This window comes from Bacteroides sp. HPS0048, from assembly GCF_964240755.1.
Taxonomy (GTDB): domain Bacteria; phylum Bacteroidota; class Bacteroidia; order Bacteroidales; family Bacteroidaceae; genus Bacteroides; species Bacteroides nordii.
Window position 1 is genome coordinate 43546 of sequence record NZ_CAXSVC010000018.1, and the last position, 17412, is coordinate 60957.

General features: G+C 45.9%; 16 protein-coding genes. 8 read left to right on the top strand and 8 right to left on the bottom strand.

Annotated features, from left to right (window positions below):
- Positions 1-8 precede the first annotated feature (8 nt).
- The 8 genes from ACESQI_RS14560 to ACESQI_RS14595 all read right to left on the bottom strand — a co-directional run bounded on the left by ACESQI_RS14560 (position 9) and on the right by ACESQI_RS14595 (position 7251).
- Positions 9-1118 (bottom strand): hypothetical protein, encoded by a 1110-nt coding sequence (locus tag ACESQI_RS14560; protein WP_122116133.1) that lies wholly within the window; start codon positions 1116-1118, stop codon positions 9-11.
- Between the two features lie 36 nt (positions 1119-1154).
- Positions 1155-1376: a PRTRC system protein C gene (locus tag ACESQI_RS14565; RefSeq protein WP_055284966.1), complete on the bottom strand. Its 222-nt coding sequence runs from the start codon at positions 1374-1376 to the stop codon at positions 1155-1157.
- Between the two features lie 22 nt (positions 1377-1398).
- Positions 1399-2484, bottom strand: a complete 1086-nt coding sequence (locus ACESQI_RS14570) for a PRTRC system protein E (protein ID WP_055284967.1) — start codon at positions 2482-2484, stop codon at positions 1399-1401.
- A gap of 19 nt (positions 2485-2503) precedes the next feature.
- Entirely contained in the window at positions 2504-2713 is a 210-nt protein-coding gene (locus ACESQI_RS14575) for a hypothetical protein (protein WP_005656949.1), read from the bottom strand.
- An 18-nt stretch (positions 2714-2731) separates the two neighbouring features.
- Complete coding sequence (locus ACESQI_RS14580; RefSeq protein ID WP_005656948.1) at positions 2732-2944, bottom strand: hypothetical protein; 213 nt, start codon at positions 2942-2944, stop codon at positions 2732-2734.
- Between the two features lie 295 nt (positions 2945-3239).
- Positions 3240-5012: a DNA topoisomerase gene (locus ACESQI_RS14585; RefSeq protein WP_373126464.1), complete on the bottom strand. Its 1773-nt coding sequence runs from the start codon at positions 5010-5012 to the stop codon at positions 3240-3242.
- Between the two features lie 73 nt (positions 5013-5085).
- On the bottom strand, positions 5086-5361 hold the full coding sequence (locus ACESQI_RS14590) for a DUF4099 domain-containing protein (protein ID WP_007219032.1): 276 nt from the start codon (positions 5359-5361) through the stop codon (positions 5086-5088).
- Positions 5362-5415: 54 nt separating this feature from the next.
- On the bottom strand, positions 5416-7251 hold the full coding sequence (locus ACESQI_RS14595) for a DUF3945 domain-containing protein (protein ID WP_055284969.1): 1836 nt from the start codon (positions 7249-7251) through the stop codon (positions 5416-5418).
- An 854-nt stretch (positions 7252-8105) separates the two neighbouring features.
- On the opposite strand from ACESQI_RS14595, the gene ACESQI_RS14600 reads away from it, so the two are divergent.
- The 8 genes from ACESQI_RS14600 to ACESQI_RS14635 all read left to right on the top strand — a co-directional run bounded on the left by ACESQI_RS14600 (position 8106) and on the right by ACESQI_RS14635 (position 17297).
- On the top strand, positions 8106-9329 hold the full coding sequence (locus tag ACESQI_RS14600; RefSeq protein ID WP_195489618.1) for a site-specific integrase: 1224 nt from the start codon (positions 8106-8108) through the stop codon (positions 9327-9329).
- A gap of 492 nt (positions 9330-9821) precedes the next feature.
- Entirely contained in the window at positions 9822-10364 is a 543-nt protein-coding gene (locus ACESQI_RS14605) for a UpxY family transcription antiterminator (protein ID WP_122116129.1), read from the top strand.
- Positions 10365-10394: 30 nt separating this feature from the next.
- Positions 10395-11522, top strand: a complete 1128-nt coding sequence (locus tag ACESQI_RS14610) for an MraY family glycosyltransferase (RefSeq protein ID WP_138272689.1) — start codon at positions 10395-10397, stop codon at positions 11520-11522.
- Between the two features lie 3 nt (positions 11523-11525).
- Positions 11526-12320 (top strand): polysaccharide biosynthesis/export family protein, encoded by a 795-nt coding sequence (locus ACESQI_RS14615; RefSeq protein ID WP_070737806.1) that lies wholly within the window; start codon positions 11526-11528, stop codon positions 12318-12320.
- Between the two features lie 29 nt (positions 12321-12349).
- Positions 12350-14722 (top strand): GumC family protein, encoded by a 2373-nt coding sequence (locus ACESQI_RS14620; protein WP_373126467.1) that lies wholly within the window; start codon positions 12350-12352, stop codon positions 14720-14722.
- Positions 14723-14749: 27 nt separating this feature from the next.
- On the top strand, positions 14750-15466 hold the full coding sequence (locus ACESQI_RS14625) for a tyrosine-protein phosphatase (RefSeq protein WP_070737800.1): 717 nt from the start codon (positions 14750-14752) through the stop codon (positions 15464-15466).
- Between the two features lie 64 nt (positions 15467-15530).
- Positions 15531-16736: a UDP-N-acetyl-D-mannosamine dehydrogenase gene (wecC, locus tag ACESQI_RS14630; protein ID WP_070737797.1), complete on the top strand. Its 1206-nt coding sequence runs from the start codon at positions 15531-15533 to the stop codon at positions 16734-16736.
- A gap of 6 nt (positions 16737-16742) precedes the next feature.
- Complete coding sequence (locus tag ACESQI_RS14635) at positions 16743-17297, top strand: serine O-acetyltransferase (RefSeq protein ID WP_122116126.1); 555 nt, start codon at positions 16743-16745, stop codon at positions 17295-17297.
- Positions 17298-17412 lie beyond the last annotated feature (115 nt).

Genomic DNA, 17412 nt, shown 5'->3' on the forward strand with positions numbered 1-17412 from the left:
CGTTCATTTTAGAAGTTGTCAGCTATATGTTTTGTAAAACGTGCCAGCCATTTGGAAAGCTTTTCCGGGTAGTCGCCCATTTGGAAGAGACAGTCCGTTTCCGGTGTCAGGAACCTGTATGTGACCGGGGTAAGGGCATAAGTCTCCTGGTAGTCCGAATTCATGAACCCTTCCATGCATTCAGCCAGCGTGTCACGGGTAGAGTAGACCAGCATGACCTGGCTTTCCATTCCCACCGGGTAAAAATCACGCTCCTCCTCATACGCCCAATCGTACAGGTAATCTGTGAGGTTCGGGCTTTCCGGGGTGATCAGTGCCATACCCTCCCTTATCAATTCCAGTAGTTTTTGTTCCTTCCCCTTTTTTGTCCGGTAATTCCGTACAGCCTCTTCCAGAGAGTTGCAGAATGGTTTTCCCGACATCCGTTTGAGCGCTTTCGCCCGTTTTCCTGACTGGTAGGAATCCGCCAGCCGCTTGTTCGCCCTGATTTCTTTCGGGGAGGCGTCGGAATCCCGGTTTTCCCAGTCTTCCAGTTCCTCTATGGCGAAGTCATAGCAAAACGCCTCGGTGACATTGCAGACTCTGTGATGCCGGACGAATTGCCGGATGAACTCCCTGACAATGTTCCTCAATGGTATTGGAAGCCGTTCCGTAAAGTCGATGGAAATCCAGAACAATGTGGGTTCCGGCCAGTCGTGATGGCGGAACAGACAGAAATGGAGCCTTCCTTCTTTCTCTTCAAGATTGACACATTCCGGTACGCTCTCCTCCATCACCTTGTACAGTTCGGTGATTTTCAGACGGGGGCTGCCCCCTTTCCTGTATCGGAAAGGGAGCTTTATACCCATAAGTCCGGCATAGTTCGATGCCGATTGGTAGAGATAGTCAAAATTCTCCGGTGTCGTGAGATTGACCGGGGAACCGTCATATCCGTCCTTATGCCAAAAATCCGGTGCGAGGGGAGGAATTTTATCTGTCAGAAAATCATGACGCTTCCCGGTGGCGGCAGTATCCTCCTTTTTTGTCCCGATGTTCCTCTTCGGATGTCTGACGGGTCGGCCGAGCGGATAATGAGTCCCGCCAGGTTCTCCTTGGTTGATTCTGAGAGCTGTCTGCATGGTTTGTCCTCCTTTTTCTTTCTCTTATCCATACGCTTATCCTTTCACTCCGATAGTTGTCTTGAAGCGGTAGACCGCCTTGTCTTCCTCCCATTCCGGTCCGTGGACGGTCGCCGTTGTCAGTTCGGGATAGGTCATGGAGTAGAAGTCCATCACCTCGTTTACGGACAGGCTGCTGTTCGGGTCGCTCAATACCAGTTCTTTAGAGTCCTTCCTGAATTTGAAAATTCTCTGCAATCCTTTGATTTCAAGTGCCATAATTTCTCTTCTTTTATAAGGTTTAACAATATACCATATCCATTTGTGCCATGTCCGTCATGCGGCATTCCTTCGGAAAGTCTGGATATTCCGCATACGGGTCTTCCCTGAGCATTTCCCGGTCGTCCTCGCAGTCCTTGTCGAAGTTGTACATCGCAGCCTCTTGCGGTTGCCGGAGATATTGCTCCTCATAAGTTCTTGCGGCCTCCTGTACCGGTGCATACCGTGGTTGTGGCGAAGCCGGTTGCATCCATTGATTTCCGTCCATCCGTGCCTGTGGCATCTGTACCGGTTGATGGAACTGGATTCCTTGCGGTTGTGGAACTGCCTGTTGCGGGACCGGTTGCGCTTGTGGTGCGGGCTGCGTATATTGTACGGGTTGTGTTTGCGGCTGTCTGGTAAATGGCGTTTGCTGTCCGGGATGTACAACCGACCGGGGCGGTTGCGGTTGTGAAACGGGTTGCGGAACCGGAGCCGGCTGCTCGGGCAAGAACATCGGGATTTGCTCTCCGCTCCGGTATTGCGGTGCCGGGGCTGCCGCCGGTTGCGATGCCGGCTGTTGTGGAGCCGGCTGCGGCTTGGACATTGGCGGTTGTTCCATGCCGAACAGGCTTCCCTCCGATGCCTTTTTCTGTACTTCCGCCATTTTTTCGTCGATTTCCTTCTGCTTGTCCGGAAGTGCCAGCACCTTTGCCTGTTTGAGCCATGTCAACGCTTCGGAATAGCGTTTGCCGGTCATGGCATCCTCCGCCTTCTTAAGCAGTTTTTCCATCTTTTCCCGTTTCTCGCGGACCTCTTTGGACTCTTTTTCCGCAGCAGACCTGGCGGCTTTGCTTTGTGAGACAGCCTGTTCCGCCTGCTTCTCGAACGTTTCCAGGTTGGTAAGGATGCCCTGCGCTTTCTGTACAGGTGTGCCGACAGCCTGCAGGAAGCCCGCATCCAGCTCTTCCGGCGTGCCGTTCAGGATGAGCGGAACGATGCGCTCCCCGTCCTTTACCCCCGACCGCCTGGGAACAACGGCCACCGTCAGGTTGCTGTTTACTCGTCTGATGTTGATACTCAGGTCTGTGCCTGCCGTGATCATTTGGTTGATTGCTTGAAAAAACATAATGGTAAAATTTAAAATGTTATACATAAGTTTCCTTGAAAAAATCCTTCAGGATTCTCTGCCTGTCCGGATTTGAGGCTACGCCTCTCAACGACTCCAGATAGTAGCCGATACGTTTCGGTCCATCCGTCGTATCGGGAATCCGTTTTTTAACAGGTCTCACACGGTTTGTGGCGGGCCATGCAGCCGGCATAACCGGAGCCGGCGGGGTGAATGTAGCGGTTCTCATGTCTTTACGCTTTAAGGATTATACAAGCATGCCCATGACGGTCAGGGCAATAATTATTTTTACAATGAGGGTGAATGTCCTGAAGAGGAGGCTGATGAGCGTTCCCGACAAAAGGAACAGGACGGGCAGATACACGGGAATGATCCCCTTGCTGTAGAGCAGGCATATTCCCGTAAGCAAAACCAGTGAGACCGTTTGCTTGCAGATGTTTTCGATAAGTTGTAGTTTCATGTCTTTAAATTTTTAAGAATGAATAATCCCATCGGGATATGTTTTCCCGATTTTATAGGCCTCCGGCCCTTGGATTGCCTTTTTGCGCAAGGCTTGGCAAAAGAAAATACCGCAGCGAAGCGAGGATGATTTTCTTTTAGCCAACCAAGCCCCCAAAGGGGGCCGCCTTGCGGCAAAAACGAGGCAATCCAAGACTTTTGCCGCTTAAAAGCGGAAAAACGTATCTTACACATATAAAAAAGAAGTACAGACAGACTGTCTGCACTTCCCTTGTCTTGTTGGCTTTGACATATGTTTATGTGGTTCCCTGTTGTCGCTTTTTCACCGGATGGTTCCGGAATATCTCGCCAGTCACCTCATTTACCGTTTCCAGCACACCGTCCAGGAACTTTTCCTGCGAGAGTTCCCCCCGTTCTATCCGTGCCAGTTCTGTTTCCCAGCCCGAAGTGAGGGAAGCATCGGCCACTTTCATACTGCGTACCGTTTCATACAGAAAAAGCCCTTTAGGGGTCGGGACGACATATTTACCCGAATAACGGATGTATTTACGTTCCAACAGCGTGCGGAGAATATTCGTGCGGGTGGAGACGGTGCCCAGTCCGGCCTTGTCCATATAATCCACCAGTTCCTCGTCCGTATAAGGGGAAACCGGTAACGATTTCTTATGTATAAGGCTGCATCCTGCCACCGGCAGGATCTCTTCCTGAAAAAGATCCGGCATCACCAGGTAAGGCATACAGCCTTTTGCGACAAGATGTTCCCTCTCGAAAATTCCGAGCCATCCTTTTTCCAAGATGCGGTATGTACGGATGCGGAATTTACGTGCGGCACACACCGTATCGACGGTTGTGTATTCCACCTTGCAGGGCGGCATGAACGTTTCAAGCATCCTGCCGACAATGAGCGTGTAAACCAGCATTTCCTCCCGGTCCAATTTACCGGGCTGTGTGCCTGTGATGATGATGGCATGATGCTCCATGGTGTCTTGTGCCTCAATACTGTCCCGTGGCGCGGCAAGGTCAACCGTATCGGCATATTGTCGGAACTCCTTGCGGGACAGCATCTTTTCCATGACAGGCGGTAACGTGTCATATACATCCTTTGGCAACAGGCGACTGGAGGTGCGCGGATAGGAAATCAGCTTCTTCTCGTACAGGCCTTGTGCAATCTCCTGCACCTGTATGGCCGTCAGGCTATGGTAACGGTTCGCATCTTTCTGCAGTTCGGCCAGGTTGTAAAGTGCCGGTGCCCCGATTTCCTCCGTCCGTTTCCCTACCGCTGTGATGCGGACACTTTTTGCCGCCTTGCAATCCTCGTACAATGCCAGTGCCTCCCGGCGGACCACAAGGTCGTCCACGTGGCGCATCTTTAAGATACGGTCATTCTTGCATAGGCTGATGAATACGGGCCAGCTGTCAGCCGGCATGTGGTTCTCCCTTTCCCGGTACCGTCTGCATATCTCCGCCAGTACGGGTGTCTGTACCCTGCCCAGCGAATTGTTTCCGAAGCCTACCGCCTTGCAGATGGCATAGCTTGAATTGACCCCCAGGAGCCAGTCCGCCCGGTTACGGCTGTCCGCCGCAAGGAACAGGTTGTCGAACCGATCACATGGTAGGAGGTTCGCCATACCTTCCGTGATGGCCTCGTCCGTCAGAGACGAGATCCAGAGGCGGAGGCAGGGTTGTTTGCATCCCAGAAAACCGTAAAGATGGCGGAACAGCATCTCTCCCTCCCGGGAGGCATCGGTTGCCGCAATAATGGTGTCGCATGCGTTGAGCACCTTGGCAATCACTTTCAACTGGAGCACCGCATTGATGTCGGGATTCCACCCGGTATCCGTCTTCACGTGCCTTACTGTCAGGAAGGAAGGCGGCAGCAGGGGAAAGTCCTTCCACTCCACATGGACTGTTCCTGAATCCTTCGGCATTGCAAGGGAAAGCATATTGCCGTATGTCCATGTCACCATGTAGCCGTTCCCGGTCATATAACCGTTCTCTTTTCTGCCGGCTCCCAACACTCTTGCTATCTCTCTGCCCACGTTGGGCCTGTCAGTCACTATTGCGATCATATTCTTTTTCTTTTTGATGCCCCGTACCGGATTGGGCAGTACAGGGACAGGTTAAACTTATTTTATTTTTTTGTTATTTCTTTGGAGATTCCTCCTGACGGATGCCGTTGATTTCCATGATTGTCCTGTTGTTGTCACCGGGTACCAGTTTGAGTGTAGCGTCCATGGTCAGGCTGATTACCGGGGTACAGAGTTTCAATGGGATGATTTCCGACTCCTTGCCTTGCAACAACAGGTCAAGGTTGCCGTCCGCTTCCAGTTGCTCCTTGCTGATACCCACGGCCTTCAGGCCGGGCCAATCAATATCTTTTACATTATAATTATAAGGGATGTTCCGATTCGTATTCATACGGTTTGGGGATTTGATGTTTGTAAAATTCATTTTGTTTCTCTCTGATTGGGGTTATACCGCTTGTTTTGCGCCCTTCTTTTGTTCCTGCTGCTGGCCTTGGGCGGTATCCGCCTGTGCTGCACGACGGGAAGTATCCCTGCGAATATCAGGGTTCTCTTGGAAATACTGCAACTGTCCGGAATAAGGGTTTACTTTCAGGTAGGAACTGAACGTTTGCCCGTTGTTTTTCAGTCCTTCGACCAGGAGGGTCTTCCCGTCCTGGAGGTTCGCCTTTTCCTGCGCCGTGAATACATGGCCGTAAACCTCCGCCGGGATACGTGGTGCCTGCTGCTCGTTGAACCCATCTGGCGTGCGTGAGTACATCGTCCTGCCGGTATTCATGTCCAGCTTGACAAACGCGGAGAATTCCTCTCCCTTACGGTTGATCATGTTTTCCAGATAGACGGCCTGCCCCTTGCGCAGGACCTCCTTGTCCTCGGCTGTCAGCTGCACGTTGCAGATTTCCTTTGGAATATAGATTTCTCCGGTTTCCGGATTATGACGGGTGTAATTCGGCCGTCCCGTCGTCTGGTCTATCGTGACAAACGCGGAGAAAGCTCCGTCCCTGTTCTTGAACTTCATGTCCTCGACCAGGATGGTATGTCCCTCGCTGAGCATCTTTATCTGGGTAGGTGAGAGCGGCACGCCCCCGATGGACTTCTCGTTGAATACCTGGTTCTTCGGGAAGATGAACTCCAGCCCCCTGCGCTCGGCACTGTATTGAAGCGTGGCGTCAAACTCCTTCCCCGCCTTGGAGGTCATCCCCTCCACCTTGACGGGTTGTCCCTCCTTCAGCAGTCTGATCTCCTCGTCCGTAAGTCTTACCCCGCTCACTTCCTGCGGGATGTAGACATGTTCCTGCCGGACAGCGACCAGCTCGTTGGTGTTTTTGTCGATGGAGATCAGGCAGGGGGTGTACTCGCTGCCACGCAGGTTGAGTTCCACCGCACGTCCCATGTTGCCGGTCTCACGCAGGTTCTTCTTGTCTTCCTCGCTAAAGTTAAACCCGAAATAAGGGCGTTCCAGTTGCGGTTCCTTGCGTATACCGTGAACGGCCAGCCCCACCTGCCCGTTCTCTTGCGGTATGAGCGAGAGCCTCGCGTCCAGTTTGGCTGTCAGCACGCCGGGAATGTTAAGTGTCAGCGGCACCAGCTTGTTGGTCTTGTAACCTCTCAGCATGGAGTCAAGAAGTCCTTGCTGTTCGAGTGTCGCCTTTGAGATACCGATCTTGTCCAATCCCTCCCAGTCGATCATGTTCTCATTGTAACGATAGCGCGGGCCTTGCGGCTCTTGTGGCACCTGCTGTGCCTGCGGTTGCTGTTGTTGCTGGGATGCTTGTTGTACCTCACTCTGTTGCAGGGGTTCCTGCGGTTGCGTTTCTTTTTTTGCCATGGCTGTCTCTTGTTTGTTCATGTTTTGTTCCTCTTTGTTCTCTCTCGGACGGATCTCGTAGCGTTTGAGGAACTCCTTCACCGCGTCCGTCTTTTTCCCTTCCGCCAGGTCCTTGATCGCCTGCTTGTTCACCTTGTAGTCGTGGAAGGTCATGCGAAGCAGGCGGAAATGGGTCGGTTCCTTGAACTGGCTCCAGAAATTCTTGATGAAGTTTTCGAGTATGCTCGAGTTCTTGTCGAATTTCAGGAATGAGTTTTCATTCTTCTCGTCCGCTGGAACCGTCTTGACCTTCCCGTCCTTGTCGATCTCGCTGACCACTTGTACACCGGCTTTCGGATCGCTCTTGTTATGAATCATCATCAGCTCGGTGATCTGTTCCACCAAAGGGGCATCGTTCATGACCTTCGGTTTCCGGGGCCGTCTAGGCTTTTCGTTCGGGCTCTTTTCTTGTGCCATACCTTTTCTTTTTGGGGTTAATAAATTGCTTTGACACTTCAAAAATATGGGCTAAATCCGAATAAAACACTGATTTTCAAAAAGGTGTCATCAGGTGTCATCAGATGTCATCAAATGTCCGAAAGACTGGTTTTCCGTGAGAGAAACATGCCGTGAAAACAAGGATATGGTATGCAGGGGAAGGGCGAAAAAGCCGGCACGGGCGCAAAGGGAGGATTATGCAGAGCAGAGGGAGCTGAAGTCCCTGTCTTCTCATGGGGCGGCGTTTTTTTCATAAGACATTGCCAGGTCTGCCCATATATCCCGTACTTCCTGCCGGATTTATTAGGGATATAAAGGAGGCCCTCCTTTTTTCATCAATGACACGGTCATGCGTCGCGTCGGTCGCAGTGAGTCCCTATAATCTTTCCCGAAATCAAAACCATTGTCCGGGCGTTTGTTTCCATGTGTATTTTCCGCGACTTGTCGCAAGGAAAATACTCATGGAAAGCGAAGCCGGAACGCCCGTGACAATACGGTTTTGATTTATCTTTGATTATAGGGAACTCGCTGGTATCCGTCTGTTTTTCACGAATTTCCCAGAAAACATATACAGTCTTGTTGTTTATACGAAAAAAATATTTCTAGACTTGTCCCACGGAAAAAATGTCGCTTTTTATTTTCGGACTTTGATTCTTTACGAGGCTATTCGGACTGTCTTTCAAGATGATTTACAGAGTTTGGCATCGGCAGCAAGTGATATTCGGTGTTCCAAGCGGAGAAGCGGAATCTAGGACTAAATATTTTCTTCCTTCAACAATATAGCCCACGGGTTGTATCTATGTACCTATTATTCATCATAAAACAGACTATATATGGCTACCATTAAATTAAAATTCCGTCCATCGACGGTACAGGGTAAGGCTGGCACACTCTGTTACCAGCTTTGCCACCGTCAGGAGAACAGGCAGATTACCACCGACATGAGGATATTTCCCGAGTGGTGGAATGAGACGAAACGTGAACTTGTCACTGTCCCCGGCAATGAGAGAGTCCTGACCGCCTACCGGAAGCGGGCGGAAAAGGAGATGCGGGACATCCGTGAGATTATCCGTGAGCTGGACTGTAGCGGAGAAACATACACCTTGTCGGAAATACTCAACCGCTATCGCTCCCTGCCTTCCGAGTCCGGTTTCCTGTACTACATGAAAAAAGAGATGGAAACGCTTTGGGAGAACGGCCAATACGGTACCTCTCGTAATTACCGGCGTGCACTGAACAGTTTTTCCACTTTCCTGGATGGTAACGACATTCCTTTTTCGTCGTTAGATTCCGCCCTGGCGTGTCGGTATGAGGCATGGTTGTGGCAACAAAGGGTAGCGAGAAACAGCAGCTCGTTCTATATGCGGATTCTGCGTGCCGTTTATAACAAGGCCGTAAAGCAAGGTATTGCGGTGCAGACTTTTCCGTTTCGTGAGGTTTATACAGGAGTGGCTCGCACATCGAAGCGTGCCGTGGATGAGGAAACCATCCTGAAACTTCAAAGAATTGACCTCTCGGATTCACCGGCTTTGGCACTTTCCAGAGACATGTTCGTGTTCAGCTATTGTGCCCGTGGCATGGCGTTTGTGGACATGGCATATCTGAAAAAAGAGAATGTGGACAGCGTGCGAATTACCTATTGTCGCCATAAGACAGGCCAATACTTAACATTACATATCGAACCGTGTATGGCGGTGATATTGGAACGATATGGGCAGGTTTGTCCGGAAAGTCCATATCTTTTCCCCATCCTTACCGATGAACAGCCAGATCAGGCTTACCGGCAATATCAGACCGGGTTGAACTACCATAACCGAAAATTGAAACGGTTGGGTAAATTGCTTGGCGAACCATTACCTTTGTCCTCATATACGCCTCGTCACAGCTGGGCTACCGCCGCACGCAACCACGACGTACCGATTGCCGTCATCAGTGCGGGGATGGGACACAGTAGCGAAAGGACTACGCTTATTTACTTGGATTCTTTAGACAATGCTGTGATAGATAATGCGAACGAGAAGATTTTGAAGGATTTGAACGATACCGTCTCTATATAAGAGAGGGTAAAAATACACTGCAAAGATAATCATTCTCAGCAAAAAAGAAAAAAAGAACGGCCATTTTAAATCCTTCGTTTTTACCCCCCCCCCCATTCTAAATATTTAATTATCAATTATTTGCAATATCTGTTTAGAGTGAATAAAAATAATATTGTAACAAGGACGTAAAATGAAAGGAGACTGTTTATTTTCCTTCCATGAGTATTTTTGAGTTGAAAACTGAGCAGACCGAGTAAAACTGAACTATCGTAATAATATACAAGACTGATTATCAATAAAAAAATATCCCTACCGTTTCTTATATAGAAACGGTAGGGATACGGGGGTTACGGATTTACGTTCACTGTAGTCAGGAACATTTCGCATTCCGGAATTTTAATGAATAACAGCCGGATTAACCTTGATTGCTGCATCTTTATATTTCTAAAAATCAGGAGGTGCAGGAATGGAGATTGTATTTTTTTATTAACCTGATTATTTTATTCTCTCTTGAACATAACAACATACGAAGTTAAGCACTGGTTCGCACTGAAAGTCTTTTATAACAAAGTTTTTGAAATCGAGGAAGCCTTGAAAAAAGACAAGATAGAATCTTACATTCCTTGTGAGGAAGTACTAGTGGAACATAATGGTAAAAAGAAGACTGTCCGCAAACCAGTTATCAATTCGCTGATGTTCTTCCGTTCTACTATTAAACACGCTATAGAGATACAGCAGCGGTTTATGAACAAGGTGATTGTATATACCCGGCTTAAGGGGTTAAAAAAGATTCCTCTTGCCATTCCTGAGCGAGAGATGAACATCTTTATGCTGGTTACCTCGTCCGGCGAACGGGGGATGGAATATTTCGGGGAGGACAATCCCAAGTTTTACAAGGGAGAACGTGTACGCATAATCGACGGAAAATTCAAAGGAGCGGAAGGTATCATCTGCCGAATCAGGAAAAACAGGCGACTAGTGGTTACAGTCCAAGGCATATGCGCTGTAGCCACTTCTTATATTCCACAATCCTTTCTACAACGGATAGGGTAAGATCAAGAAAATCATCAAAAAAATTATATAGTGGATATTTTTCATTTTATCGAATTTGCCTTTACAGTCATAGTCGGCTGGACATTGAGTGCGCTGGTCCTTCCCCGCATCTCGTTGGTTTCTTTCCGTCGTCGCCTGTTCGACTCGGTGGACGAACGTAAGTTGCATACCGCCCATATACCAAGATTAGGAGGCATCGCCTTTTTCCCATGTATTACGGTTACAGTCTCTCTCGTTATCATCGGTTATAACCTTAGGGTAGGTTACAACATACTTGACATGGATTTAACAAACAGTCTGCTTTCCATGCTCTGTTGTCTGTTCATACTCTATCTCATAGGTATGATGGATGATCTTATCGGTGTGCGTTATCGTTCCAAATTTGTGGGGCAGATACTTTGCGGTATACTACTGCCGATTTCCGGGCTGTATTTCGATAACCTGCATGGATTATTCGGCATTTATACCCTACCTTATTATATAGGAATACCGTTCACGGTATTCCTCATCGTCTATATCCTGAACGCCATCAATTTGATAGACGGCATTGATGGGCTTGCCTCCGGATTGAGTATCATCTCCTTCCTCGCTTTCAGCTGCATGTTCATCCGTTTGCAATGGTGGATGTATTCCTTTATCAGTCTAGCTGCTTTCAGTGTGTTGTTGCCGTTCTTTTATTATAACGTATACGGTAAGATACATCGGGGACGCAAGATCTTTATGGGTGATACCGGTTCGCTCACTATCGGGATGCTGCTGGCAATGATGGTCATCCGTCTGAGTATGTCCGATCCAGTGAAAGAGAGTCTCTTTCCCGGTGGCATTGTGATAGCTTTTTCTTTTTTGATTATACCAATGCTTGATGTGATACGTGTGGTTATTCATCGGTTACGTAACGGTAAAAATCCATTTCTTCCAGACCGAAATCATATCCACCATAAATTTATAGCCTTAGGAATGTCCCAACGTAAAGCTATGGTAAGCATTGTTATTATGGCAGCTCTTTTTGCATTGGGAAATTGTTTTTTGATTCATTGTCTTTCCGTAACAAGCTTGTTTCTATTGGATGTGGCTATTTGGACAGTGATACATTGCTACATAACAGTGAAAATCAACAGAAAACATAGAGCGGAAAAATCAACTATACAGAAAAGATAACATATGAAAATTCATTTAATTAAATTGTGCTTCTTGTGTGTGTTATTGGCATCCTGCAATACCTCCAAGAAAATCGTTTATTTTCAGGATATTGTAGTTAATCAACCTGAAGCGATTACTGGGGCTCGAGACATTACAGTTCAGCCCAAAGACCAAATCTCCATTATGGTATCCAGTAAAGATCCACAACTTGCTGCCCTATTTAATCTGACTCGCATACAATATCGTGCCGGCTCTCCTGACTTACGTTCCGGCAACATGAATGGAGAAATATCAGGTTACACATTGGATGATAAAGGAAACATTGATTTTCCTATTGTCGGAACATTGCATATTGCTGGTATGACCAAGAGCCAAATTGCCGCTTTGGTTAAGCAAAGATTGATACAAGAGAATTTAATTAATGACCCGGTTGTTACGGTAGAGTTTATGAATCTCTATTTCTCCGTGTTAGGTGAGGTAAAAACACCAGGCAAGTATGCCATTACAAAAGATCAGATTACCCTTTTGGAAGCCATCAGTATGGCAGGCGATTTGAGTATTTATGGTAAACGGGATGCGATATTTGTTATACGTGAAGAAAACGGCAAGCGAGTAACTCATTGGGTGGATATCCGTTCCAAGGATTTATTTAATTCGCCAGTTTATTATCTGAGACAGAACGATGTGATATATGTCCAGCCCAACAAGGTGCGTGCTGGACAGTCTACCATCAATGAGAACAGTGTGAAATCGGTATCGTTGTGGATCAGTATCGGTTCGTTCCTTTCCTCGTTGGGAGTCTTGTTGTTTAAGTAATATTCACATCCAATAAGTTAGAAGTTGAAATGATGGAAAAGAGAATAAATGCAGGAAAGCCTGTTGATGACTTTATACGGATACAGGATTTATGGGGTATATTTGTTCCCAAGTGGTATTGGTTTGCCATTTCATTGTTTATCACATTAGTCTGTGCCTCTCTGTATTTACTGAGCACCCCCAACATCTATACCCGTACGGCAGCCGTTTTGATTAAAGATGACTCTAAGAACGGATCATCGACAAGTGCCATGAACGAGTTCGCCGATATGGGGCTATTCAAGTCGAATACCAATATTAACAACGAACTGCTTACAATGAAGTCACCCACCTTGATGACAGAAGTAGTAAGACGTTTAGTATTGAATGAAACCTACATCATCCGCCGTGGGTTGAAACAAATTGAGTTGTACAAAAACAGCCCGGTATGGGTAACATATCTTGCTAATAATAAAAAGGACGTAAGTTTTGCCATCGAAATCAATGGCAGCAATCAATTTCATCTTTCGGAATTTGTCGTTGCCGGTGAAGAGACGGATGAGCAATTCGAAGGAAACATTGGTGATTCCATTCAAACCTCTGCCGGAACATTGGCTGTCAGTCTGACTTCTCAATACAACGACTCTTTTATAGGAAGCACTATTCATTATAGCAAAAATTCAGCAGATAAGGTAGCGGATAACTATGCTCAAGCACTGAGGGCTGAATTAGGTAATGAAGATGCCACGATTATCAATCTAAGCATTGATGATGCTTCCGTACAAAAGGCAGAAGATATCTTGAATACACTAATTGAGGTCTATAACGAGAAATGGATTCAGGACAAGAATCAAATAGCAGTTAGTACCTCTCAGTTTATTGGTGAGCGTTTGGGAGTAATTGAAAATGAATTGGGGCATGTGGATGAAAATATCTCCAACTACAAGAGTGAACATCTCTTGCCCGATGTCCAAACAGCCTCTAACCTATATATGAACCAGTCGGCAGAGAATAAAAAAGAGATACAGGCGCTTTCCAATCAGCTTTCCACGGCCCAGTATATCCGTCGCGAACTGAACAGTAAGGATATGAACCAGCCATTACCGACCAACTCGGGAATCTCCAGCGTTAATATTGAAAGCCAAATCGGTGAATACAATAAGATGGTTTTGGATCGAAACCGGTTGATAGCCAACAGTAGTGAGAAAAATCCGTTAGTGAAAGATTTGGGAAATTCGATGCAGAGTATGAAGCGTACCATTTTACAATCGGTGGATAACCTGATTGTATCGCTGAATACCCAAATACGCAGTATCCGTCAACAGGAGGCAATGAACACCCAGCAATTAGCATCTAATCCAAGTCAAGCAAAATATCTGCTATCGGTAGAACGTCAGCAGAAAGTGAAAGAAGAATTATATCTCTATCTACTTCAGAAGCGTGAAGAAAACGAACTTTCGCAAGCGTTTACCGCTTATAATACAAGGGTGGTCACAACACCACGCGGTAGTGCTTTACCTACGGCACCAGTCAAAAAGGACATCTTGTTGGTAGCTTTTGTTCTCGGTCTGCTGATTCCAGCGGTCATAATCTTTATGCAGGAGAACATGAACACCAAGGTGCGTGGTAAGAAAGACCTTGAGAACCTAAGTATACCCTATATCGGTGAAATTCCATTATATGGTAAGGGTAAGAAAAAAAACAAATCTCAGGAAAAAATAATCGTGGTGGAAGAAGGCAATCGCAACATCATCAACGAAGCTTTTCGTGTACTTCGCTCCAATGTGGATTTTATGACCGGAAAAGAAAGCAAGCAGAAAGTATTTGTGGTCACCTCTTTCAATCCGGGTAGTGGAAAGAGTTTCTTTTCAGTGAACATAGCCATGAGCTTTGCCATTAAAGGGAAAAAAGTATTAGTGATAGATGGAGACTTACGGCAAGGATCCACTTCTGCTTATGTAGGGTCGCCTAAGAAAGGCTTGAGTGACTATTTGGGTAACAGGGTGGCCAATTGGAATGAAGCACTTGTAACAGATAAGAAACATGCCAATTTGCATGTTCTTCCTGTGGGAACTATTCCCCCAAATCCGACAGAGCTGTTGGAAGATGGAAAATTTGCAACCTTGATGCAAATCTTGCGCAACGAATACGATTATATCTTTGTGGATTGTCCACCGATAGATATCGTGGCAGACACACAAATCATAGAACAGTATGCAGACCGGACACTTTTTGTAATACGAGCCGGACTGTTGGATCGCTCACTGCTGTCCGCATTGGAAACTTTCTATCAAAAAAAGCGTTTCAAGAACCTTGCAATTGTACTGAATGGCACGGAAAGTACTGGTGGACGCTATGGCTACCGTTACGGATATAGTTTTGGTTACCACAATGCCTATACATCTTATTATGGAAACAAATAATATAATCTGTAGTATTTAAGTTGAAATATGTGGTTTTTTGAATCTTCTATTTCCATTACAGAAAGTGGTGTCTTACAAGGGATGACTGATTGCCATAGTCACTTGTTGCCAAGTGTAGATGATGGAGTAAAGACGGAAAAGGATACGTTCGTTATTTTGGACGAGATGGAGCGACAAGGAGTTCGAAAAGTATGGTTGACTCCTCATATTATGGAGGACATACCCAATGAAACCGTTATGTTGCAGCAGAAGTTTCAGAATTTGAGGCAAGAATATCGGGGAAAAGTGGAATTGTCTTTGGCGGCAGAATATATGCTGGATGCCCTCTTTGAGAAACGATTACAACAAGATGATTTGCTTCCATTAGAAGAGGACAAACGATACCTATTGGTTGAAACTTCTTACTTCAATCCACCGATGGATTTACTTTCAACCTTGAAGCGAATTCAATCAAAAGGATATTATCCGCTATTAGCTCATCCGGAGCGGTATGAATATATGCAAATGAAAGATTATAAACATTTGAAAGAAGACCGAATCTCTTTTCAGTTGAATGTACCTTCGTTGACAGGAATGTATGGTAAGCATGTACAGAAGAAAGCAGAAATACTATTGAAAGCTGGGATGTACGATTACATCGGTAATGATACCCACTCTGTGGATTTTTATTTACGACTGTTACAATGTAATATTCGAAAAAAAGTGGCAATTAACCTCGCCAATCGTAACCGTGGTTTCGATTGACCTTTAATTTATCGAAAGTATATAAATTCAGTTTGCAAAACTTCAATAATAATAAAATAAATCAATGAAAGCTTGTTTTATGGGCTTGGGCTACATCGGACTACCCACAGCCATTATTGCCGCCAAACACGGTGTTCAAATAACGGGAGTTGATATCAATCCCCATGTAGTGGAAATGACTAATGCAGGACATCTGCACATTATTGAACCGGGTATGGAGAAAATGTTACAGGAAGTAGTGAAAACTGGCATGTTGAAGGCTTCGGTTACCCCAGAAGTAAGTGACGCTTATTTTATGGTAGTTCCTACCCCTTTCAAGGGGAACCATGAACCGGATGTAAGTTACGTGGAAGCTGCTACTCGTGCTGTATTGCCGTTGCTAAAAGAAGGAGATCTTTATGTAATAGAATCCACTTCCCCCATAGGAACCACAGAGGCCATGGCACGCATCATCTTTAATGGACGTCCAGAACTGGAAGGTAAGATTTATATAGCCTATTGTCCAGAACGTGTATTGCCCGGTAATGTAATTTATGAATTGGTACACAACGACCGTGTCATCGGTGGTTTAAATATCGAATCGACCGATAAGGCCATTGAATTCTATTCCCAATTTGTACAAGGTACGCTTCACAAAACGAACTGTCGCACGGCAGAAATGTGCAAACTGACAGAGAACTCCAGTCGCGATGTACAAATTGCCTTTGCCAATGAGCTCTCACTTATCTGCGATAAGGCGGGCATCAATGTTTGGGAGCTTGTCAACCTTGCCAACAAGCATCCGCGTGTAAATATCCTGCAACCCGGTTGCGGTGTAGGGGGACATTGCATTGCGGTGGATCCATACTTTATCACAGCAGATTTCCCTGCAGAAAGTAAGTTGATTAGCGATGCCCGTGATATTAACAACTATAAGAGTTTCTGGTGTGCCGAGAAGGTAAAAAACGCCATGTTAGAGTTTGAATTGAAACATCATCGCAAACCTTGTGTCGCCATGATGGGACTTGCCTTCAAACCCAATATCGACGATTTACGTGAAAGTCCTGCGAAATATATTACCACGAAAGTGATGCAAAGCTGTAATAATGCCGACATTTTGGTTGTGGAACCGAATGTAAAAGAGCATAACGTGTTTAAGTTAACCGATTATCGTGAGGCTTATGATAAAGCAAACATCGTGGTATTCCTTACGGCTCACAAGGAGTTCAAAGAGCTATCTTGGAGAGAAGATAAGATGATGTTGGATTTTTGTGGGGTATTTAAGAAGTAAAAGTATATGAAAGAATTATTTCGCTATATACAATCTGATTATTATCGATATACAGGGGAAATGAGGGGGGGGGGTAAAATACTACTTTACCTTCTTTTCAAACGGAATCACTGCTTTAATTACAGTTTTTGGTTACGGTTGGCATCAAGGAAGAACATATTGTTCCCTTTAGCCGTTCTGATGCATCGTCACCTAACCAATAAATATGGAATACAGATCCCACGAACTATAAAAATAGGGTATGGATTCTATATAGGCCATGGTATAGGCATTGTGATTAACGCCGGAACTGTGATAGGAAATAATGTAAATATTAGTCAGTTTTTATCCATCGGAACCAACAAGCGGACTCCGGCAAGAATAGGCAATAATGTCTATATCGGTCCTAATGTTTGTATTGTGGAAGATGTTAACATTGGTAATAACAGTTGTATTGCAGCAGGTGCGGTGGTTGTGAAAGATGTACCGGAAAACACTACTGTGGCAGGATGTCCAGCAAAAGTGTTAGGTGAAAACAAGCATTCCGAATATGTACACAATCGTTATAATATCAATCATTAGGTAAAAAATTGACCGCTTTACAATACATCAACTACACAAATAACAAACTGTTGGAAGAACTAAGTACGTACCGTTCTAATTCTACTAACGAGCAATTCAAAGTAGCACATTACAG

Bases quoted from the DNA above. Each gene is read 5' to 3' on its own strand.
- ACESQI_RS14560 (WP_122116133.1), bottom strand. From the start codon at position 1,118: ATGCAGACAGCTCTCAGAATCAACCAAGGAGAACCTGGCGGGACTCAT.
- ACESQI_RS14565 (WP_055284966.1), bottom strand. From the start codon at position 1,376: ATGGCACTTGAAATCAAAGGATTGCAGAGAATTTTCAAATTCAGGAAG.
- ACESQI_RS14570 (WP_055284967.1), bottom strand. From the start codon at position 2,484: ATGTTTTTTCAAGCAATCAACCAAATGATCACGGCAGGCACAGACCTG.
- ACESQI_RS14575 (WP_005656949.1), bottom strand. From the start codon at position 2,713: ATGAGAACCGCTACATTCACCCCGCCGGCTCCGGTTATGCCGGCTGCA.
- ACESQI_RS14580 (WP_005656948.1), bottom strand. From the start codon at position 2,944: ATGAAACTACAACTTATCGAAAACATCTGCAAGCAAACGGTCTCACTG.
- ACESQI_RS14585 (WP_373126464.1), bottom strand. From the start codon at position 5,012: ATGATCGCAATAGTGACTGACAGGCCCAACGTGGGCAGAGAGATAGCA.
- ACESQI_RS14590 (WP_007219032.1), bottom strand. From the start codon at position 5,361: ATGAATACGAATCGGAACATCCCTTATAATTATAATGTAAAAGATATT.
- ACESQI_RS14595 (WP_055284969.1), bottom strand. From the start codon at position 7,251: ATGGCACAAGAAAAGAGCCCGAACGAAAAGCCTAGACGGCCCCGGAAA.
- ACESQI_RS14600 (WP_195489618.1), top strand. From the start codon at position 8,106: ATGGCTACCATTAAATTAAAATTCCGTCCATCGACGGTACAGGGTAAG.
- ACESQI_RS14615 (WP_070737806.1), top strand. From the start codon at position 11,526: ATGAAAATTCATTTAATTAAATTGTGCTTCTTGTGTGTGTTATTGGCA.
- ACESQI_RS14620 (WP_373126467.1), top strand. From the start codon at position 12,350: ATGATGGAAAAGAGAATAAATGCAGGAAAGCCTGTTGATGACTTTATA.
- ACESQI_RS14625 (WP_070737800.1), top strand. From the start codon at position 14,750: ATGTGGTTTTTTGAATCTTCTATTTCCATTACAGAAAGTGGTGTCTTA.
- wecC (WP_070737797.1), top strand. From the start codon at position 15,531: ATGAAAGCTTGTTTTATGGGCTTGGGCTACATCGGACTACCCACAGCC.
- ACESQI_RS14635 (WP_122116126.1), top strand. From the start codon at position 16,743: ATGAAAGAATTATTTCGCTATATACAATCTGATTATTATCGATATACA.